This window comes from Legionella quinlivanii (genome assembly GCF_003265995.1).
In the GTDB taxonomy this organism is placed as follows: domain Bacteria; phylum Pseudomonadota; class Gammaproteobacteria; order Legionellales; family Legionellaceae; genus Legionella_C; species Legionella_C quinlivanii_A.
In genome coordinates, this window is the sequence record NZ_MVJN01000001.1 from 267,530 (window position 1) to 288,460 (window position 20,931).

Here is a 20,931-nt window from a genome sequence, read left to right on the forward strand (position 1 = left end):
TATAGGAACGTTTTAAAATTTAAGCTAGCTTATTTAAACAAATAATTATTCTAAGCCATTGATTTCATTGATGCCGCTGAGAAGAATCGAACTTCCGACCTTTTGATTACGAAGCTGTATCGACTCAATATCATGCGATATCATTTAGTATCAAATTTAATAATAAATTTATTATATTACAACAAGTTAAAAAATATATAGTATCAAACAATTGCAAAAAATTTCAAGTCAGCACACAATAAAGTGTACCCAAAAGTGTACCCATTTAAGGATGTAGCATGAGCAATTTTACTGATACTTATATCAAGAATCTTAAACCTAAAGAAAAACGTTATGAAGAATATGAAGGTGGTGGGTTTGGTATTCGCGTTTCACCTAATCAACTTAAAACCTGGATCTACCGTTATAAAATAAATGGCAAAACAGATAAAATTGCTCTTGGCCATTATCCTTCAATGAGTTTAGCCTCGGCAAGAAAAAAATGTATTGATCTTCAAGATATAAAGCGTTCTGGCTCTGTTCCCAAACAAATTATTCAACAGCAACATGAAAAGAAAAATAATACGGTTACCAAACTTGTTGAGGCGTGGTATCAAAATTACATTGTTAAAAATCGGAAGGATCCGTCGCAAATTAAACAACAAATTGATGCTGATATTATTCCCCTTTTGGGAAATTTAGAAATAGATGATGTCAAACCTATTGATATTACCAAAGCCTTAGACGTCATTGTGAATCGAGGCGCTCCCATTCATGCTAATCGGGTATTAAGTTCATTAAAACAATTGTTCAACTATGCCGTAAGCCGCGGAAGCATTGAGCAAAACCCAGCCAGTAGTATCAAAGCAAGAAATATTGGCGGCTTGGAAAAACCACGTGAACGGTATTTAAATTTAGAAGAGGTAAAAACGATATGGAAATTCCTTGACTCAGACCTGTGTAAAATGACACTGCCTACTAAAAATGCTATCAAAATAATAATATTAACTGGAATAAGAACAGCTGAGTTAAGATTGGCAACCTGGGATAATTTTGATTTTGATAATTCGCTTTGGACAATTCCAGCAGAACTTACTAAGGGAGCTATTACGGTTAAAATTCATCTAACAGAGCTAACCAAATCATTGCTTTTTGAATTAAAATCTGCAAGTGATTCGCCTTTTGTTTTAACAGGAATAATTCCTAATCAGCCGCTTGATAAAAATGCATTGCCAAGAGCTATTAGACGTATTCAAAAAAGAGTTGGAATTCCTGAGTGGACTGCTCATGATTTGCGTCGAACCTTCGCAACTCAACTAGGTGAAACGCTGCATATTGATCCGGTTGTTATTGAGAAATGTTTAGGCCATAAAATGCCAAGAATAATGGCAACTTATAATAAAAATGAAATGCTGCCTCAGCGCAAAGAAGCATTAGAGCAGTGGACTAAGAAAATAGCTGAGTTAATACAATAATCGTCGTAAGGAATAAAATGAACACCGTTCAGTATATACAACAGTTAATTAAATTGTTAATAATTGTTTGATATCTATCTATTAAATTAAAATCAGTAATTATTTTTTGTAAATCTTGTCTTTGCGACGAAAATGATTTTATTTTATCTCTTTTAAGATAGTAATCTGAAGCATGGTAACGCGAAAAATCAAGTTTAATTCTTTGCATTATTTTGTCATAATTTTCAGAGTTAGGATCGAGAATAAACTGCATTGCAAAGATTATTTTTTCTTGCATATCATGGATCATTAATTCGTATGGCTCATCGGTTGGGGTAGCAAAGTTTAATAGTGAAATATTTTCGAGCAAAACAAACTCAGCATATTGAGAAAGCACAGAGGCTTTACTATCACTATTGGCAGGCAACGCATTAGCATAAAAAGGGAAAAGTTTAAAAAAAGCTATCCATATACCAGCCAGCCCTGAGTCTTTTGAAACATTGTGAGCAGATAAATAATCATTTGCTTCATTAAAAATAGTAGTTAAATTATTACAATTAGCATCTTCATAATTGATTTTTGCAGCAAGTTGGGCGGCAAACTGTGATTGTTCTTTATCATAATTTGGAAAAAATGAACCTAAGTAATCCAAACCCCAACTAATAATTGATTTTGGCTCATTATTAGGGGTCGACTCTTTATAACGCAAGCCATAACCCTGTAACATCTTCTTTAATATGTAGGCTGGCTTTTTAAAATGAGGTGCATTTGGTGAAGATTGCATTATGCTTTCAAAATGCGCATAATTCTTTTTTAAATACTGCTTAGTAAAGTTACTAAAAGGCATTTATCTTCCTTGATAGTTAACATACGTACCACATTAATGAAATTTACTGTAGAAAGCAATTTTTAAAAATTTCATTTTTGAGTTTGTCAAATTTTGCAATGGATTTATAAAAAGGATATAGAGGATGCAAGAAAAGTTAGAGGTACCCTACGAACCCTTTCTTCATGCAACGAACAGCTCCATACTTGCCATTCTGCCAAAAACCCAGTTTCAGCTAATGTCGCCTCTAGAAATGATGGATACCTTTTTGGCAGGACCTGTGACAGGAGAATTAACCGAAGGCGGTTATGATAACTTAGGAGTAGATGATGGTTTTACGGGTAAAACCAGCTTTATAAAAATTTCATCTAAAAACTTGTCCCTAGAAGATATAATTCGTCTGTATTTAAATCGGGAAGTGCTTTCTCCTCTTGAGAGCTTACGGTTATTTCAGCACCATCTTAAACTAGGCATGAAGAGTGGGCATGAGAATCTCGATTTATTATTAATTTATTTTGTTCAATGCCGACAATATTATGATTCTTTAGATAAGATAATATCTCGAGCCGAGCTTGAAGCGCTCTTTCAGTCCTTAAATGCTGTAATCCCTTTGCTAGCACTCATGAAACTGTTTAAAAGATACATTCATGTTAATGTAAAATATATCAATGCTTCTTCTGAGAAGTATGCTCTTTTAATATCTTTAGATAATTTATTGCTGTTTGAATATTTATCAGAAAAATTAATAAAATCAAAAATTGATTTAGAAGAAATTTCCAAAAATCCTACTGAGGAAAATCTGATTAAAATTATTGAGTTTTTGCAAAAAAATCAAGCAGAAGATTTGTTTAGTCTGTACCCTTCTTATGATGCGAGAAACAAACCTTTTTATTCCGAAAAAAAGATAAACAAGGCCCGTAACAACAGTTTTGCAGAGTATGAAAGGTGTATTCTTATTAATGCATTAACAAGTCAGCCTAGTTTGGAAGAACTCGAAGATGGAGATAAAGAAATTGAGAAAATGATGCTGATATACCAAAAGCGCATCACTCTTTTTAAAAAACTGGTAGAGGCGCACCCATCTTGTTTTATCTTACAACCGTCGCAACTAAGTTTTTTAAAAAAACCATCATTTCCTTTAATATTTCTTTCATCCTCATCTGAAATTAAAAAGTATTGTAAGGGAGAATACAGAAGTTTAAGTCCTTTAAAACTGGGAAACGATATTCATGCAATAGCTACAAATAATCACAACTCCCGACTGTTACTTTTAAAATATATGGACTTGTATAACATTAGAAATATATTAATTATTTTATTAGATGATTTATATATCATTCGCTCACAAAAACTGAAATTAGCAACCTCCTATCAACATGCTGATGGAATACCCAAACTACAATGGTTGGCTGCAAAAAAAGTTAAACGAGATGCGTTATCTGAATTAAAAAGAAATCTTTATCTACAAAACTGCCTGGAATTAAGCAAAGGTATTTTAAATAATATTGTAGATTACCTAACGTATTTAATGGGCAAAGAAGTCAAGACTAACGTGCAGAATGGGTCTTATGGATTCTTTCAGGAATCTCTTTATTCCAAAAGAAATATCGAAAAAGCGATTAGCCAGATAGAAGATGCTTTGCAATACCATACTATCGAGCTGGGATTTTAAATTTATAAACTATTCTATATTGACGCGCCCAACGCTTTATTCCTTTTTTCACAATATTCGATTCAAAAGCGTATGTTAAAAAGTCTCATCATTAAGCTTTAATGATACGATTTAAATAAATGATGGTCCCAATTATTTTTGCTGAAACTTCATCGGTTATTTGTACATTCGCCCAATTATTATTTAAAGCAATTAGCTCAAATTCTGGAGCAGTTTTAGAAGTTGATAATTGTTTGTATTTACGAATAATTACTGCATTGTCCTCATCTAGTTTAGCGGCAACAAAATCACCTGGTTTTGGAAAGTTTTCAGGATCAATAATTACTTTATCGTTAACACGAAATTCTGGAGCCATGCTGTCATCGTTTATTTCTAACGCAAAAGCATTACCACTTAAATGTTCGCTGGAATTAGCAGCAACTGGAATAAATTTTTGCGTTTCGGAATTATGGTTTTGTCTGATGTTTTCTATAGCGACTTCAGCGTTACAAGCTTGTTGGAAATCAAGAATAGGAATCAGTGCGCCGAAATGCGAGTTCTTTTTTGCTCTTCCCTGTTTATCATCAGATAAGCACATCAAAAAAGCGGCTGATACCTCTAGGGCCTGCGCTAATTGCTTGATCTCTTCAGGTCCTGGCGTGCGTTCACCACGTTCGTAATTATTAATACGAGAAATTTTTAAATTCTCTGTTAGCTCAGAAAGGGCTTTGCGAGTGAGTCCTTTGCTTATGCGTTCCTGTTTTATCCGTTGGCCTATTTTTTCTTTGATGTTCATAAAAAACTCAAATTTATTCCATGTAAAAAAGATGATAACAGATATTGACTGATTCTCAATATGTGTTAAATTTAATTTTTAACTACTCATTTCGTGCATTAAAGCTCGATTTGATATTTGTCATTTATTAATCCATGCCATGATACACGAATTGGCAAACAACTTAAACAGGAACCTGAGTAAAAATGGATTTTGTTATTAATGATGCGGAATTGGATGCTTTGTATGGGTTGTCCCATTGCCAGCAGTTGCTTTACTTACGAGGCATTAGGCCTTACATGAACAGGAAAACAGGCATGGTTGGTGTAGAGCGTGGGATTAGTTATCAGTCTTTGGCGGAACAATTGTATATTGAGCCAAGACCAGGTGTTAAAGGCTGTAGTTTCTCGCGTGCACAATTACGACGTGCTGTTGCAGGTCTTGAACAAGCTGGATTAATTTCTATTCAATCGACCGATCTTCGCTTAATTTTAAACTGTCTTTTAGCTTTAAGGGATTATTCTGTCCAAAATAAAGCCGTCATAAACCCGTCACAGCAGGCCGTCTTATTTCAAAACGCCAAAAGCCTTGAAAATAAAGGGCTAAGAGAGGATGAGCTAGCAAAAGCCGTCATAGCGAACCAGGCAAAAGCCGGCACACCTCTTAAAGATAATAATTATATATATTTATTAGCGGCATTTGAAAAATTTTGGTCGCTTTATCCACTGAAAAATTCAAAGCAAAAAGCCTGGGAAGCGTTTCAAGAACTTAATCCTAACGAGAGCCAACTCAACACCATCATCGCGGCCCTGCAAGCACAGCTTAAAAACCGCGATGCGCAAGAATTAACAGGCGCCTGGCTTCCACCTTGGAAATATCCCGCCAATTGGCTAACCCAACGCTGCTGGACTGATGAGCTTATCCCGGTTACGACAAAGGAGTGTAACGATGCAAAACCTAAAACAAACGTTAGAAAAAAATCTGCAATTGATATCTTCTGGGAATCCTGTGGAAACGCCAGCTTCGACTTCGATGAAGAAGACATCCAACATGCCTCCTTGCAATGATCCGCGCATTGATACTCTGTTTCGACGCTTTGCCGCCATTTATGGCCATGCTTGGTGGAGTGTCTACAAAAGTGAGGGTCTGCTAGAACTGACCAAGCAAGAGTGGTCCGAAAGTTTAAGTCCTTATATAGTTATTAGCATGCGTGTAGATTTTAAACGCGTCAATTACTATCGATTTAAAAATAGTATACTGGCACCAACCATTAAAGTTATTAATCTCATTATCAGTTTTGTTTTTACTAAATCTACCAATATTAATCCAAGTTAAAATTTGACGTTTGCAATTCGTAATCTCAAATAGGATAACGCCTACTCCATCCAAGTAAGACTCTTTATTAAAGCGTTCCATGGGCAATCTATGATCCATTATAGAGAAATATCCTCTGAACTAGCTCGTATAGCTAAAACCTTTTTACAAAACTTAGTAAGTGTACCCCAAAGTGTACCCAAGATATTTAAAATTTTAATTTTTATTCGTAACTCATTGATTCTACAATGCCGTTGTGCGGAATCGAACCGCAGGCCTATTGATTACGAATCAATTGCTCTACCGACTGAGCTACAACGGCATTCAGATAATTATTACTTAATTTAAAGCGGTTTGCGAGCCCTGTTGGGGTTGTTGCAGGACTACTCCGATGGTCCAATCGCTGGATTTGTCGGCGCTTAGATAGTGAAGGGGTTGTTGGGAGTTCAGGCCGTATCCGTCTACCATCAGGGCGTAGTAATACGCTGGAAATAAGCAGTAGCCGTATAGGTATTCATTGCCTGGGAACTGGCTGTTTAAGGAGCCCCATTGTTGTTGGCATATTTGAGAATTGGCTTCATCGAGCAGGGATTGATTGTTGAATTCTTGTTCAGTGTAGTTGAATGGCTGGCTTTTTGCCAAATCAACCAGGCCGCCCATTACATACCAGTTTTTTACTGGGTTGGCTTGAAGAGCAGGTTGAACTACGCGGTTTACGTGATGCACTGCATTCATCAGGCTTGATATTTCTCCTTCGCACACATAGGCGTCGCCCTGCCCTTTTTCACCTGCGGGCATTTGATAGTCATTCGCAAAACATACTGAATCATCGAGAAACTGGTGGGTGACTTCAGTTTGTCCTAAGCCCAGAAAACTGTGAATGAACAATTTGAAGTGGCGTCCGTATATATCAAGCTCGCGAATATCCTTGCTGTCTGTCTCTGAGGATGCACTCACCGGAAAAACGATTTGTACCGAGGCGCCCCCCATATCCATTGTACCTACAGTTTCGCTGTCGTTCTTTAACGTATCGAGCTGATAATTGATTGCCAGCCAGCCATACATTCCTTCGTCCGTACCAGTGATGGTTTTTGCTTCGACAAGTTGCCATTGACTTTGATTGGTAAACCATTGCTGCACTAAATTATTCATCTGCTGTTGTTTAGGCTGTGGCAGCAAGCGCATGCCCGCTGTGGAGTAGAAATAAACAGGAATCTGATAAGCCGGGGCGCCGGAAAAAAGAGTAGTCAGGTAGGCATCTACGGTCGGTTCGTTGGCTTCGATGGTTGCTAAACCGGGTTTGATTTTTTTGGAATATCGCTCGGTGATATTCACCGGAGTTTTACCTTCCAAATCATAGGAGTAGACATGCAAGCGCGATCCAGTGCTTCCCGCATCAACAATGGCTATACACTGTTGTTGCTCGCAGTTTTCCTGTGCTGCATATGTGGAATTGAAAAAAAGACAACAACCCAGCAGAAAAAAAACCACTCGCATTCTATTTTACCAGTCAGCATAAAGTTGGCGCATGATACAATATGTCCATTAAATTGTCAATTATTAACACGCTGCGTCCTGTTTTTTGACTCATCCACCGATAAAACTTGACTATAAAGCACTATTTCCATAATGTGGTAACTGTGAAGGAAAACTATACACAGTCCGTCTGGTATTTTTTAACAGTGAGGTTATTATGCCATTTAATATTCCAAAGTTAGCCACTCTTATCTCTCGAACAAAAAGCATTTCCGAAGTATATGCAGAAGAGCGCTCTCAAAGAGATGACAATCGTAGCTTCATCACCAGATGGGCTTTCGGCAAAACAGATAATAAAAAACGTAAACAAGATACTTACTTTATTGAGGCCCTGGCAAATGGCATTGAGGCCAATAAAGGCGGTTATGGTAATTTGGATGAAGAATTCAAAATTACTCCGGACATGTCACAGGATGACAAGCTTGACCGCCATGATAAAAAAGAAGCTTTTCTGGCTCGCGTCATCACTGGTGCCTGTATTTATGCGTTGATCAAAATTGATGCCGAATATAAGGGTAATGAGGAAAAGATAGCCAATTCAGCGCTTGCCTCAGTCATCTTTAAAACTTACGAATTTAACAAATTAAGCGAAATTCCTATTGCTGATGTCAAAAGTTATTTAAATGATTTGGATCGATATATTGATAAAATGACCAAACCCAGACTTCCTTTGGTTTGGCACGAACAATTTCAGAACACGACATTACTGCGAAATGATATTACTTCCTGGGAAACTGAATTCGTTAGAAGCCATGCTTTAACGGTATAGTGTGTTATGAAGAGGAATTTTTGCTAAATAAAAGTTCCTCTTTCCGATAGCAAACTGGCATTTCTGCATCATTCCACTCAAGCATTCCGCAATTAATGGTATTATAAATAATGGCTCCGGCCTTCTTTAAAGTAAGCAAGGTTTGCGGATGTGGAAAATGATAGCGGTTATCAAAACCGGCAGAAATTACTGCGAACCGGGGCTGAACCTGCTCAATAAACTCTTCCGTGGAGGACGTCTTACTGCCGTGATGAGCAACGACCAATAAATCCGCTGCCAATTGTTTTCCATAGGTTCCTGTTAAATAATTTTCCGCTCTTTTTTCAATATCTCCGGTCAGTAACATAGTTCGATTGCGATTGCTTATTTGCAATACGCAGGATGAATTGTTCTTATCTCTGAACGTTTGTTGTATGGGAAAGAAATGAAAGTGAATGCCATCCCATTCCCAATCAGGATAGAGATGGCAGTTCTTGCCGCGTTTGTAAAATTTTACATTATCGACAATTAACTCGCCGACAGGAAAGCGTTTTTCCAGGCTGGGAAGGCCGCCGCGGTGATCCAGGTCAGGATGAGAAATGACAACTTTATCAATTTTCTTAATGCCAATTGTACGAAGATAAGGGTTTATAGCGAGCTCTGCCATATCGCTTCCATGATAAAACTTCATGCCGGTATCGTATACAAGGATATGATTGGCTGTTCTTAGCACAACCGATAAGCCCTGCCCCACATCCAGTACATCCAAAATAAAATCACCCTCTTTTACTTTGGGATAGTAAGGAAATATTGTGCAGACTACAAAGAGGCTCAAGGCCAGAATCAGCTTTTTATCTGGTAGAAACACCGCGAGGCTGACGGCGAGACTCAAGGCAAACAGTTGCAGTATATTATTAAGACCAAACTCAAAATTCATCCATGCCAAAGAATTAATAGTGTGCAAATACCACATCAGCAGATGAATTACACTGATAACCGGCCATAAAACCACGGCCGTTTTAAAACAAAGCAGTAGCAAGACGCCGAGCAATCCTAAAGGGACGATTGCATAACCAACCAGGGGAATAGCAATCAGATTAGCTAGTAATCCATTGATTGCGCCATAAGAAAACCAGAATAGTGTCAATGGCATCAAGCCAAGCAAACAGGCAATTTGTAAGGCCATTATTTTTTTCAAGCCTCTCAAATGGCTGATTCGCTGACTGGTAGAAATCAAAGTAGCCACCGCGATAAAGGATAGATAAAAGCCGGGTAATAACACGGCATGCGGTTCAATAAGCAAAACAATCAGCAGCGCATAACGCCAGGTCTGCCAGCCGGTAAATCGTTGCCTGCCAAAATTTTTGCTTAACATCAGGGTGCAGGCGATGAGCGATCGTTGCGCGGGTACTGCAAAGCCTGCCAATAAGGAATAAACCAAAGCCGCCAGAATACCGCCAATACTTCCAGCCTGCTGGGCAGGCCGATAAAGACATAAACCAGGAAACCGTGTCCAAATCCATCGGCATAAGCTATAGATAAGCCCTGCAACCAAGCCGATATGTGCCCCGGATATGACCATCAAATGCGTAGTTCCAGTGCGACGAAATAGCTCCCATTCCGCTTTGTCAATATGATTTGTCACTCCCAGTGTCAAGGCTTGTACGATCCCGGCACTGACAGGATCATTCAGATATTTCTGGATTAATGCGGACAGGTAGAAGCGCAGATTTAAAACGCTTGAGGATTTTGATTCATCCCGAAGCAACTTATGATTTTTATTTTTTAAATAACCTGTCCAGTGAATATGACGAGCCTGCAAAGTCTGACGATAATTAATTGCTCCAGGATTACCCGGCGGCTGTGGCTTTTTTAATTTGACATCGAATTGCCAATACTGGCCGGTGGTTATTTCAGGGCAATGCTGATAACAGGATAACATGGCATAAGCGCTGGCTTTTTTTCCATTCAGCTCACTTATTAGAAACTGAAACTGAGCTTTTTCCTCAGATACGGAAGGAATTGATACGACTTTTCCACGCACTGTCGCTTTGGCTATCAGGTCAGTGTTAGGAATACCCTGCTCGGCAACCCACCATTGATGTATTAATGACCATAAAATAGCCACAATAAACCAAAGCAGCACCCATCGGCTTGCCTTGAATAATAAGCCAATGAGCATAAATAATACCGCATAGGGAGAATGCGTATAGAAAAACGCAATCCCTGCATAAAAACAAAGAATTTCCATAAGGTTGAGTTTGGACTTCCATTGGCGCCTACTTTATCGAAACTCAAATAAAACTGCAAACTCAAATTTTGCCATGATTCTGTCAACCCATAGCAAAATCGAGTATCATCAAAGAGGAATAGTTTCTGACTGCTCAATTGCCTGGGATATGCTCCAAAATTGAGAGACTTCAATACTGCTGGTAAAAAGGATCTTTACTATGATAATTACCGCTTTAAATGAAAACAGCCATGATACGCGAGTAGCGATTACTCCCAGTGTCGTCAAACATTACAACAAGCTTGAATTAGAAGTTTGCTGCGAAAGCAACGCCGGCGCTGCTGCCGGGTTTACCGATGATGATTACATTCAGGCTGGAGCCAGGATTATCGCTAACCGCCAGGAGCTGCTGCAACAGACTAAAATTCTGGTTTGTGTCAGTGAATTGCCTCCTGCGGAAATGGTGGGCCTGCCAACCAATTCTCTCATTGTCGGACCCTATGATAATCAGGCCAATAGCGAAGTGATCAGCTGGGCTTCTCAGCAACAAATGAGCCTGTTCTCCATGAATCTGATTCCACGAATCAGCCGTGCTCAAAGCATGGATAGTCTCTCGTCACAGGCTAATCTGGCAGGCTACCGCGCTATTCTTGAAGCGGTACAATATTATCATCGAGCCATTCCGATGATGATGACTGCTGCCGGAATGATTCACCCTGCAAAAGTATTGATTCTTGGTGCAGGGGTTGCCGGCTTGCAGGCGATTGCCACAGCCAAGCGGCTTGGTGCCGTCGTTTATGCCTTTGACGTTCGTCGAGCAGCTAAAGAACAGGTAGAAAGCCTTGGTGCTGAATTTATTGAAGTCAGCGATGATTCTGATGCGGAGACCAGCGGCGGCTATGCTCGTGAGATGAGTGAAGAATACAAAATACGCCAGGCAGAATTGATAGATAAGTATGCCAAAATGGCTGATATTGTCGTCTGCACCGCGTTAATCCCCGGAAAACAAGCGCCTGTTCTTATTAAAACAGCTACTGTCGCCCATATGAAAAAAGGCTCCGTTATAGTGGATCTGGCTACCTCCCGAGGCGGCAATTGTGAGGGCAGTCAAAAAGATCAGGTTGTCAAAGTGAATGACGTCAGCATCGTCGGAATCAGCAATATGGCCGGCCTCGTACCGGCGACAGCCAGTGAACTGTATGCAAACAATGTCCTTAATCTGATTCGCCTGATGGCTGATAAACCAGGCTCCTTGTCATTTAATGATCAGGATGAAATTATGAAACAGGCCTTGCTATGTCATCAGGGTGCCTATATGCCATTTCAATCCACGAAGGAGGCTCAAAATGCCTAGTGCCGTTTTTATTAACAACCCCTACGTCGCTACACTCACTATTTTTGTTCTGGCCTGCTTTGTCGGCTATTACGTCGTATGGAAAGTTACTCCCGCGCTGCACACACCGCTTATGTCGGTTACAAATGCCATTTCGAGTATTATTATTCTCGGAGCGCTTATAGCCACTGGAACACATCTTGGCGGAAGTGTCGGCTGGCTGGGAGGTCTGGGTATTTTCATCACCGCAATCAATATTTTTGGCGGTTTCGTAGTTACGCAACGCATGCTGCGTATGTATAAAAAATAATTTAATGGATGGTCCCGTCATGACGACAATGATTTCATTTTTCTATTTGATTGCCGCTGTCTGTTTTATTCTGGCCCTAAAGGGTCTGGCTAGTCCGTCAACTTCCCGCCGAGGTAACTTGCTGGGTATATTCGGGATGGCGCTGGCAATTGGCGCGACTCTGATGATGCCTGTTATAAATCATCACCTCTTGCTTATCGGCCTGATTATTGCAGGCGGAATAGTCGGAACGTTTATCGCGCTCAAGATTAATATGACTGCGATACCTCAGCTAGTGGCCGGTTTTCACTCTCTGGTGGGTTTGGCCGCGGTTCTGGTCGCATTCTGTGCCTTTTTGTCTCCAGCTGCTTTTAATATCGGAGAGCCGGGAGAAATTCATACCTCCAGCTTAATCGAAATGAGCCTTGGGCTAATCATTGGAGCGATTACTTTTTCCGGTTCGATTATCGCATTTCTCAAGCTTCAGGGCTTAATGTCCGGCCAACCCTTGAAATATCCCGGCCAGAAATTAGTGAATCTCTTACTTGGAATTGCCATTCTTGCCTTATTAATCCATTTCGTGATGACTCAGGCATTCTGGGTATTTAGCCTGCTCGCCTTATTATCTTTTGCACTTGGATTTTTATTGATAATGCCCATTGGCGGCGCCGATATGCCTGTAGTTATCTCCATGTTAAATTCTTATTCCGGATGGGCTGCGGCAGGAATTGGATTTACCCTGAGTAACCATCTGCTGGTTATCACCGGCGCACTGGTAGGTGCCAGCGGGGCCATTCTGAGTTATATCATGTGTGTAGGCATGAATCGTTCGATCATCAACGTCATCTTTGGCGGGATTCAGGGAAGCAGTGCGGTAGCGCATGCCAGTGGATTAAATGGCAATCAGCAAGTTCATCAGGCCAATGGTGAAGATGCCGCCTTCCTGCTTAGCAATGCCAAGGACGTTATTATCGTTCCCGGATATGGTATGGCCGTAGCGCATGCGCAACATGCAGTGAAGGAGCTGGTTGATGCGCTCGAAAAGAAAGACATTCGCGTTCGGTTTGCGATTCACCCTGTCGCAGGTCGTATGCCTGGTCATATGAATGTGTTATTGGCAGAAGCTAATATTCCCTATGATCGCGTGTTTGAGCAAAGCGAAATCAATCGTGATTTTGGAACCGCGGATGTCGCATTTGTGATTGGTGCCAATGATATTACCAACCCGGCGGCTAAAACTGATCCCAGTTCACCGATTTATGGCATGCCGGTATTGGAAGTTGAAAAAGCCAAAACGGTGTTGTTCGTGAAAAGAAGCTTAAATGCTGGCTATGCGGGCGTGGAAAATGATCTCTTCTTCCGTGACAATACCTATATGCTCTTCGGAGATGCTAAAGTGATGACGGAATCGATTGCCAAATCGCTGGCAGAGATTTAATCGTCTACTTTGCAAATGCCTGCTTACTGCGGCCAAGCCGCGGTAAGCAGGCAGGTGTTTTACTTCACCGTTCTACATTTGGCATGAACTATTTCATTCCCTTTATTTTCCAGTTCCACTACAGCAGCTGAGACAGCGGTCAAGCGTAAAGTTTTTCCATTTTCAACGAGCAGCGCTGTTTCATCGCCTTCACTAATTGGCATGTCATTAATAGTACCAGAGCGCTTTTTCATAAAGACACGAAGGATAGCGGCTGGTTCAGCGGTTTGTAATTCACATTCTGCTTTGATAGTGAATAAAGTAAAATTAGTAAGAACTTCAGGTTTGTTCGGTACTAAATCGTATTCGATAGTGGTGAAGGGAGCCAGAGGATAATTAGCAGCGAAAGCCTGAGCACCAAGTAAGGCACCAACACAGAACATACCAATTTTTTGAAACATTAAAGATCTCCACAGTGATAAAATTGGAAACTAAGATACAGTTATTTTGCTTGTATGGCAAATCGGAAGGCATTTAAGTGCGGGTTAAAACCTGATGCGCTGTGTTTGTGCAGCGCATCAGAACTATTAATGTTCTCGGGTTGCCGTGAATTGAATTTTGGGGTAGCGCTCCTGCGCCATAGTCAGGTTGACTCGAGTAGGAGCCAGATACATCAATGAATCGCTGCCATCTAGCGCTAGATAATCATAGGCTTTTGTTTTAAATTCAGCCATAGCCTTATCGTCATCTGAATAAACCCAGCGGGCACAGCTCACATTGACGGATTCGTATACGCAGTCGACTTTATATTCATTTTTCAGCCGATGAGCGACCACATCAAACTGAAGTATACCAACTGCTCCAAGAATCAATTGATTGCTGTTTAACGGTCGGAATACCTGGGTCGCGCCCTCTTCGGACAACTCAATCAATCCTTTCAGCAAGGCCTTGCTTTTTAAAGGATCTTTTAAACGCACCAGACGAAACAGCTCGGGAGCGAAATTGGGAATACCGGTAAATTTCAATTGTTCTCCCTGCGTAAAGGTATCGCCAATCCTTATTGTGCCATGATTATGCAAGCCGATAATATCGCCAGCCATTGCAAGTTCAGCATGAGATCGATCACCCGCCATAAACGTTAGGGCATTGGAAATCTGAATTTCCTTGCCAATGCGCAAATGACTTAATTTCATTCCTTTATTGAATTGGCCTGAGCAAATTCGTAAAAAGGCAATGCGATCCCGATGTTTAGGATCCATATTCGCCTGAATTTTAAATACAAATCCGCTGAAGGCTTCCTCGTCAGGTGACACTTCCCGTTCCAGAGCCTCTCGTGGGCGAGGACCCGGCGCATTGGCTGCAAAATCGTCCAGTAATTCTTTAATACCAAAATTGTTAATGGCTGAACCAAAATAAACAGGCGTCAGGCGGCCAGCAAGGTATTTTTGCAAATCAAACTCATGAGAAGCGCCTTTAACCAATTCAATTTCATCTCGCAGCTCCTGAGCAACACTTCCTAATACTTCATCCAGTTCAGGATTGTCGAGTCCCTGAATGCGTGTCGCCTCTTGTTTCTGGGCATTTTTTCCTGACTGATAGAGATAAACTGCATCTTCATATAAATGGTAAATGCCTTTAAAGCGCTTACCCATGCCGACAGGCCAGGTGACAGGAGCACACTGAATCCCAAGAACAGATTCCACCTCATCCAGTAAAGAAATGGGTTCTCGTCCCTCACGGTCCAGTTTATTGATAAAGGTCATAATCGGCGTATCACGAAGGCGGCAAACTTCCATTAATTTTACCGTGCGATCCTCAACCCCCTTGGCCACATCGATTACCATTAAAGCCGAGTCAACAGCAGTCAGGGTTCGATACGTATCCTCAGAGAAATCCTCGTGTCCTGGCGTATCCAGCAGGTTAATTACATGTTCATTATGAACAAATTGCATGACCGAGGTAGTAATCGAAATCCCCCTCTCCTTTTCCATTTCCATCCAGTCAGACGTCGCATGGCGATCAGCCTTGCGTCCCTTTACTGTACCTGCAAGCTGAATGGCACCTCCGAATAGCAACAGTTTTTCAGTAACCGTTGTTTTTCCAGCGTCAGGATGCGAAATGATTGCAAAAGTTCGGCGTTTATTGAAGTCTTCGTAAAAATCGGACATGAGTTGCTCAAAAATATAAAGCGGTATTTTAAAAGAAATTAAGCAAACAGACAATTTAATCTGTTTCAATAAAAGCTTGTCAACGCCCCTATTCTATTACTATAGTAGCGCATTTATTAATAATCTGAGCTGAAATCGCTCAGATTTAGTCTGTAACAGGAGAATTCCATGAAAAAACTCTGTATCCCCTTATTGTCTCTCAGTCTGCTGGCAGGTTGTCAGTCCATGTCTGGTTTTAACAGTTACGGCCAGTCGTTTGCTGTCAATGGTGATGAACAAATCAGCAATGCTGTAAGAACCTCCTTTAGCGAAAATGAAATTCTGGCTGATGCACCTATACAGGTAAGCAGTGATCACGGCGTGGTAACTTTAAGTGGATATGTTAAAAAAATACGCCAGGCCGATGTAGCTGAGCAAATTGCCTCAAGAGTCAATGGCGTTAAAACCGTAGAAAATCGCATCATTATCAGAAAGTAATAGAATACGCGAGGGACTGCGTACACTATAATTAAAATGATCTTCCAATCAATGAATCGCCATGTCCTTAACTCTGAAAACCTTTACGCTCAATTGCGGAAACGATACGCCAGGCAGACTTGCAGTTGAACAATTGACTAGAGAAATGTCCGATGTTGACCTGATTGTCTTGCACTGCCAGGAGCTTAATTTTGACAAAACCTACCAGCAGCTTCGTCAGGCCTTTCCCACTCCTCTTGAGATTGATTTCGCTGAAAAGATGGTTACTCACACCAAGCTGGACACGCAGTTTCACAGTCAAACGGGTATGGCGACCATAATTGTTCGAAAGCCCCAGGTAGAGATAGTGCATAGTGAGACGCAGATAGCTCGCCGCGGTGAAGGCAGAATGGATAAGGGATATAATAAAGGCGGAACCCACACCGCACTTCAGCTTCGTAAAGATGGTCAGGAATTTTATTTAAGCCTCAGCAATGCGCATCTCGATGCATTTAACGAAGCAGCCAGAGCCAAGGACTGGATAAATCTTCATAAGACTCGCAAGTTTCATGCGGATACCTGGGATGACTTATGCAGGAAAACCCCTGATATGGTGGCGAATGGCTATGATGCCAATACGCGCAATTACTTATCTGAGAGTGCTGGAGTATCAGGTTCCACCAATCCCTGGCAATATAATGCCGAACCGGGGATGCAGGAACTTGTCATGGCGCCTCTTGGAAATCAGCAGCAATCCAGGACTTCCACCTATAAAAATAACTTAAAGGGTATGCCATTAACTGCTGATAAAAAACGTCCCGGTTTTGCGAAAGGCGGAATGCTTGATATTGTCAGTGTAAACGATGCTGAGCTGGCTAAACAGCAGATACACCAGCGCAGTATTCCACAGGGCATCCAGCCAGTGTTAAAAGCTGCCGTTAAGATTGCCCCGGAAAAGAATTCAGCCCGCGATCATTCGGTCATTGGCAGTCATCCCGTTGTAGTGCAAAAACAGCCGCCCCTTCTCAAAGTAAGAGATTATCTGGCTTGTTCGCTTATTTATGCTGCTCCTGAGATTGCGGCACATATTCTGGATGATGATTTTAGCGATACAGAGGAAAACCGCCGCTACCTTTTAAAACTGCATGAATATTATCTGAGCCCGCAAGGGATGATGCAGACCCAGTTGCAATTGCATCATGAAAAGCTGGAATTATGGAACAAATTGAAGTCCTCTCCCAACGCGGAAAAACTGAAGCAAAGTCTATTCAAGAATAATCCAATCTGGTTTGAATATAATTCCACATTTCCTGATGGCCGGGCAGGACTGGATAAGATTGCAATTGTTCATGCCCATCAACAGGCGCTTGAATCCTTACAAATAAACTATTTAAAAAAGGCCGGCAGTGAAGAAGAGCGTCTTGATATCATTTCAATAGTCGGCAATGCCGCTTTGGAATTAAAACAAACCGAAAAACCAGCAGCGCTTTTAAAAACGGCTGAAACCCTGCTTAAATTTAGTCACTTGACTCATCAGTATAAAAGCCATTTATTAAAAGACTGTGTTAATGAAAATGAGCATTCCGAGAAAAATCCACCATTATTAAAGAAAAAGCTGGATGCAGTAAACAGGCTTCGCGGAATTACTCTTCAAAAGCCTGAACCAGCCACCTTAGGCAATTTGGGACGCGAGCTGAATAAAAGTACGACTCTGCTTAAGGAGCATCGTCATCAGGGTATTTTCAATAGTTTATTTCGCAAATTAAAAGAACTTATTTCTCATTATATTCCTAAAACTGCAGGGCAACTGTTTGCAGAAAAAGCCAAGGACGTTTTAAGTCGTGAAAAAGTGGAACCGAGCACGGTGGACACTGAAAAACGCAATACTTCAATGCCTTAAATACCTCAGAATGCTATAATAATCAGATGAGATTTCAATTTAGCAAGGACTGCGATGAATTATGTCATTGAGCGAATGAGTCGGCAGGAAGCGAATATAGCCTTTGAATGGGCAGCCAGAGAAGGCTGGAATCCTGGTTTGCATGATATCAATTGTTATTATCAGACAGACCCTGATGGTTTTTTTGCTGGAAGGCTTGACGGCAAGACGATTGCGATCGGTTCTGCTGTTCGTTATGACGAGCATTTTGCGTTCTGCGGTTTTTATATTGTCGATAAGGCCTATCGTGGCGGAGGTTATGGCCTGGCGTTAACGCGAAAACGCCTGGAGTATGTAGGCAGCCGCAATGCGGGCATTGATGGTGTTCCACAAATGCTCGAGAAATACAGCCGTCTCGGTTATCGACAAGCTCATGCCAATGCCCGTTATCGCTGGGAAACCCATTCAATCGCTATTGCCGCAGACCCTTCTTTTATTGATTTAAAACAAGTCGATTTAAAGCGCCTGAGTGATTATGACCGTCAGCATTTTCCGGCGCGGCGCGAATCATTTCTGAACTGCTGGATTAATCAACCAGACAGTATAAGCCTTGCATGTCTTCACCAGGGGGAATTATGTGGGTATGGGGTCATTCGTCCCGCACATGAAGGCTATCGAATCGGGCCATTATTCGCTGACAACCCTGCTATCGCCAATGATTTATTTCTTCAATTGTGTAAACAGGCTAAAAGTCATTTGGTTTTTTTAGATATTCCTGAAAATAACCCTCATGCGATAAATCTGGTAAAGCAATATGAAATGGAAAAAGTGTTCACTACCTCCCGTATGTATTTAAAAGGGGAACCTGAAGTGAAAATTCAATCAATCTATGGTATCACCTCCTTCGAGTTGGGGTAGAAAATGATGCGCGACATGGTCGGCTATGGCCCCAATCCTCCACTCAACTGCTGGCCGGGAAATGCCAAACTTGCCATTAACTTCGTCATCAATTTTGAAGAAGGTGCTGAACTATCGCCTGTCAATGGTGACTTAATAGCCGAAACCTATGGTGGAGAGTTTCCCTTGGCAGCCAAGCCATCAGGCATGCGCAATTTAAGCATGGAATCATTATTTGAATATGGCAGCCGCTGCGGCATCTGGCGTCTTATCCGCCTGTTTGAGCGGGAAAAAATTCCACTGACTTTCTTTATCACCGGTCTGGCCATTCGTTTAAACCCCGAATTGGGGTCTTATTTACGGAACACAAGCCATGAAGCGGCTGGTCATGGATGGCGATGGATTGATTATGCACAAATGTCCAGGGAAGAGGAAAAACTGCATATTACTCAATGCATTAATGCGATTAACGAGGCAACTGGCCGAAGGCCTCAAGGTTGGTATACGGGTCGGCGCAGCAGCAATACACGTGAATTGCTTTTGGAGATTGGCGGATTTAAGTATGATTCCGAGAGTTATGCCGATGATTTGCCCTATTTACTAGACGAGCATCTGATAATCCCCTACACGCTCGACTGCAATGATTTTCGTTATACGACCAGTCCAGGCTTTGCCCTGTGGCAGGACTTTTATTCCCACCTGAAAGCCAGCTTCGATTATCTTTATCAGGAGCAACGTATGGCTTTAATGACGATTGGCTTGCATCCCCGGATTAGCGGACGTCCGGGAAGATGCCTGGCTATTCAACAGTTTATTGCTTACATCAGGCAGTTTAAGGATGTATGGATAGCAAGGCGAATTGATATTGCCAATTTTTGGTTGAATAATTGTATTCATAATAAACCTTGATGCGAGCGCATCAAGGCCTTAATCCAAAAGCTCCAGTTCCTGCTCGCATTCAAAATAATCCGCCACTTTAGCTTCAGAAACCCCTTCCAGCTGTTTCGGATCCCAATGAGGAGATTTATCTTTATCTACCAGCAAAGCGCGCACGCCCTCGTAAAAATCGGAATCGTTCATGAAATGCCGCACCAGACAGTAATCCATTTTGATGCAATCAGCCATTGATAAAAATCGGGCTTTGTGGATCTGTGTCAGGGTTATTTTTAAACTTAAGGGCGCTTTCTGCTGTAAATTAGCCAGGCAGGCTTTCGACCATTCATCCTGAGCGGCATTTAATGAAACCAGAATCTCCTCAATTGTATTGAACTTGAAGTGCTTTTCAATCTGGCCTGCATTTGCTATGGAGTGGTGAGTATCGGCTAACGGCAGCTGTGTAAGGCAATCATCGACTTTCTGAGCGGCGTTGACAGCAAGATCAGTCTTGTTGAGTAGCTCAATAAGCCCGGTCGAATGCTCGGCTGGAATAATTTTTCTAATTAAACCTGCTGCCAAAGCGTCCTGGCTCGTTAAGCGATTACCCGTCAAGCCAAGATAAACCCCAAGATAATGAGGTAATCTTGCCAGAAGATAGCTGGCACCAATGTCAGGAAAAAAACCAATTCCAGTTTCAGGCATGGCAAATACAAAATTCTCGGTAGCAACAGGATGTGAACCATGAAGAGAAATACCGACGCCGCCACCCATGGTAATGCCGTTCATTAATGCAATATAAGGTTTTGAATAGTGATGAATATAATGATTTAATCGATATTCATGCCAGAAAAACTCCATCTGCTCTTTTTCTTTATGCAAACCACTTTCATAGAGCCAGCGCACATCCCCCCCGGCACAAAATGCTTTTCCGGGAGTTGCCTGAATGAGCACCGCATGAATATGGCGGTCATGTTCCCACTCGATTAATTGCTCCTGTAAGGATTTAATCATCTCTAAAGTCAAAGCATTCAGCGCATTGGGTCGATTGAGTGTAATGATTCCCAGTTGTTCCTTCTTTTCAAAAAGAATATTGCTGCTCATTT

The 20,931-nt window shown here is 41.4% G+C and carries 19 protein-coding genes and 1 tRNA gene; 12 read left to right on the forward strand and 8 right to left on the reverse strand.

Annotated elements, in window-relative coordinates; translation table 11 throughout:
- The first annotated feature begins 278 nt into the window (after nucleotides 1-278).
- Entirely contained in the window at nucleotides 279-1,454 is a 1,176-nt protein-coding gene (locus B1207_RS01075; RefSeq protein ID WP_112218154.1) for a tyrosine-type recombinase/integrase, read from the forward strand.
- A gap of 28 nt (nucleotides 1,455-1,482) precedes the next feature.
- On the opposite strand, the gene B1207_RS01080 is transcribed toward B1207_RS01075, so the two are convergent.
- A complete protein-coding gene (locus B1207_RS01080) occupies nucleotides 1,483-2,280 on the reverse strand; it encodes a hypothetical protein (protein WP_112218155.1) in 798 nt (265 codons plus the stop codon).
- Nucleotides 2,281-2,404: 124 nt separating this feature from the next.
- Between B1207_RS01080 and B1207_RS01085 the strand changes: the two genes are divergently transcribed.
- The gene (locus B1207_RS01085) at nucleotides 2,405-3,931 is read left to right on the forward strand and encodes a hypothetical protein (RefSeq protein WP_112218156.1); all 1,527 of its coding nucleotides are present in this window, start codon (nucleotides 2,405-2,407) and stop codon (nucleotides 3,929-3,931) included.
- Between the two features lie 91 nt (nucleotides 3,932-4,022).
- Here the strand turns inward: B1207_RS01085 and B1207_RS01090 are convergent, their stop codons facing one another.
- Nucleotides 4,023-4,706 carry a helix-turn-helix domain-containing protein gene (locus tag B1207_RS01090; protein ID WP_112218157.1) on the reverse strand — a complete coding sequence of 228 codons (684 nt, stop codon included), beginning with the start codon at nucleotides 4,704-4,706 and terminating at the stop codon, nucleotides 4,023-4,025.
- A 278-nt stretch (nucleotides 4,707-4,984) separates the two neighbouring features.
- Here B1207_RS01090 and B1207_RS01095 point away from each other — a divergent pair, with 278 nt between their 5' ends.
- Together B1207_RS01095 and B1207_RS01100 are read left to right on the forward strand one after the other, a co-directional pair.
- Complete coding sequence (locus B1207_RS01095; protein ID WP_253255751.1) at nucleotides 4,985-5,752, forward strand: hypothetical protein; 768 nt, start codon at nucleotides 4,985-4,987, stop codon at nucleotides 5,750-5,752.
- Entirely contained in the window at nucleotides 5,736-6,020 is a 285-nt protein-coding gene (locus B1207_RS01100; protein WP_112218159.1) for a hypothetical protein, read from the forward strand. Before B1207_RS01095 ends, B1207_RS01100 begins: the two co-directional genes overlap by 17 nt.
- Before the next feature lie 228 nt (nucleotides 6,021-6,248).
- Here the strand turns inward: B1207_RS01100 and B1207_RS01105 are convergent.
- Together B1207_RS01105 and B1207_RS01110 are read right to left on the reverse strand one after the other, a co-directional pair.
- Nucleotides 6,249-6,321: transfer RNA gene (locus tag B1207_RS01105), tRNA-Thr, on the reverse strand.
- Between the two features lie 17 nt (nucleotides 6,322-6,338).
- Complete coding sequence (locus tag B1207_RS01110) at nucleotides 6,339-7,496, reverse strand: multidrug DMT transporter permease (RefSeq protein ID WP_112218160.1); 1,158 nt, start codon at nucleotides 7,494-7,496, stop codon at nucleotides 6,339-6,341.
- Between the two features lie 196 nt (nucleotides 7,497-7,692).
- Between B1207_RS01110 and B1207_RS01115 the strand changes: the two genes are divergently transcribed.
- The gene (locus tag B1207_RS01115; protein ID WP_112218161.1) at nucleotides 7,693-8,304 is read left to right on the forward strand and encodes a hypothetical protein; all 612 of its coding nucleotides are present in this window, start codon (nucleotides 7,693-7,695) and stop codon (nucleotides 8,302-8,304) included.
- Between the two features lie 4 nt (nucleotides 8,305-8,308).
- Here B1207_RS01115 and B1207_RS01120 read toward each other — a convergent pair whose 3' ends face one another.
- A complete protein-coding gene (locus B1207_RS01120) occupies nucleotides 8,309-10,534 on the reverse strand; it encodes a DNA internalization-related competence protein ComEC/Rec2 (protein WP_112218162.1) in 2,226 nt (741 codons plus the stop codon).
- Nucleotides 10,535-10,733: 199 nt separating this feature from the next.
- On the opposite strand from B1207_RS01120, the gene B1207_RS01125 reads away from it, so the two are divergent.
- From B1207_RS01125 to B1207_RS01135, 3 genes are read left to right on the forward strand one after another with little or no spacing between them, the layout of a single operon-like run.
- On the forward strand, nucleotides 10,734-11,867 hold the full coding sequence (locus tag B1207_RS01125) for an NAD(P) transhydrogenase subunit alpha (RefSeq protein ID WP_112218163.1): 1,134 nt from the start codon (nucleotides 10,734-10,736) through the stop codon (nucleotides 11,865-11,867).
- Nucleotides 11,860-12,156 carry a proton-translocating transhydrogenase family protein gene (locus B1207_RS01130; protein WP_058509017.1) on the forward strand — a complete coding sequence of 99 codons (297 nt, stop codon included), beginning with the start codon at nucleotides 11,860-11,862 and terminating at the stop codon, nucleotides 12,154-12,156. The genes B1207_RS01125 and B1207_RS01130 overlap by 8 nt, the downstream gene beginning before the upstream one ends.
- Before the next feature lie 19 nt (nucleotides 12,157-12,175).
- Nucleotides 12,176-13,573 carry an NAD(P)(+) transhydrogenase (Re/Si-specific) subunit beta gene (locus B1207_RS01135; protein WP_112218164.1) on the forward strand — a complete coding sequence of 466 codons (1,398 nt, stop codon included), beginning with the start codon at nucleotides 12,176-12,178 and terminating at the stop codon, nucleotides 13,571-13,573.
- 59 nt (nucleotides 13,574-13,632) lie between these two features.
- On the opposite strand, the gene B1207_RS01140 is transcribed toward B1207_RS01135, so the two are convergent.
- Together B1207_RS01140 and B1207_RS01145 are read right to left on the reverse strand one after the other, a co-directional pair.
- Nucleotides 13,633-14,013, reverse strand: coding sequence for a hypothetical protein (locus B1207_RS01140; RefSeq protein WP_112218165.1), 381 nt, complete (start codon nucleotides 14,011-14,013; stop codon nucleotides 13,633-13,635).
- A 126-nt stretch (nucleotides 14,014-14,139) separates the two neighbouring features.
- Nucleotides 14,140-15,720: a peptide chain release factor 3 gene (locus tag B1207_RS01145; protein WP_112218166.1), complete on the reverse strand. Its 1,581-nt coding sequence runs from the start codon at nucleotides 15,718-15,720 to the stop codon at nucleotides 14,140-14,142.
- A 168-nt stretch (nucleotides 15,721-15,888) separates the two neighbouring features.
- Here B1207_RS01145 and B1207_RS01150 point away from each other — a divergent pair, with 168 nt between their 5' ends.
- From B1207_RS01150 to B1207_RS01165, 4 genes are all read left to right on the forward strand, one after another.
- Nucleotides 15,889-16,197, forward strand: coding sequence for a BON domain-containing protein (locus B1207_RS01150; RefSeq protein ID WP_112218167.1), 309 nt, complete (start codon nucleotides 15,889-15,891; stop codon nucleotides 16,195-16,197).
- A 61-nt stretch (nucleotides 16,198-16,258) separates the two neighbouring features.
- Complete coding sequence (locus B1207_RS01155; protein ID WP_112218168.1) at nucleotides 16,259-18,076, forward strand: hypothetical protein; 1,818 nt, start codon at nucleotides 16,259-16,261, stop codon at nucleotides 18,074-18,076.
- Between the two features lie 54 nt (nucleotides 18,077-18,130).
- Nucleotides 18,131-18,973, forward strand: a complete 843-nt coding sequence (locus B1207_RS01160; RefSeq protein ID WP_253255752.1) for a GNAT family N-acetyltransferase — start codon at nucleotides 18,131-18,133, stop codon at nucleotides 18,971-18,973.
- A 3-nt stretch (nucleotides 18,974-18,976) separates the two neighbouring features.
- Nucleotides 18,977-19,861: a polysaccharide deacetylase family protein gene (locus B1207_RS01165; protein ID WP_112218169.1), complete on the forward strand. Its 885-nt coding sequence runs from the start codon at nucleotides 18,977-18,979 to the stop codon at nucleotides 19,859-19,861.
- A gap of 18 nt (nucleotides 19,862-19,879) precedes the next feature.
- On the opposite strand, the gene B1207_RS01170 is transcribed toward B1207_RS01165, so the two are convergent.
- The gene (locus B1207_RS01170) at nucleotides 19,880-20,929 is read right to left on the reverse strand and encodes an enoyl-CoA hydratase/isomerase family protein (RefSeq protein ID WP_112218170.1); all 1,050 of its coding nucleotides are present in this window, start codon (nucleotides 20,927-20,929) and stop codon (nucleotides 19,880-19,882) included.
- Nucleotides 20,930-20,931 lie beyond the last annotated feature (2 nt).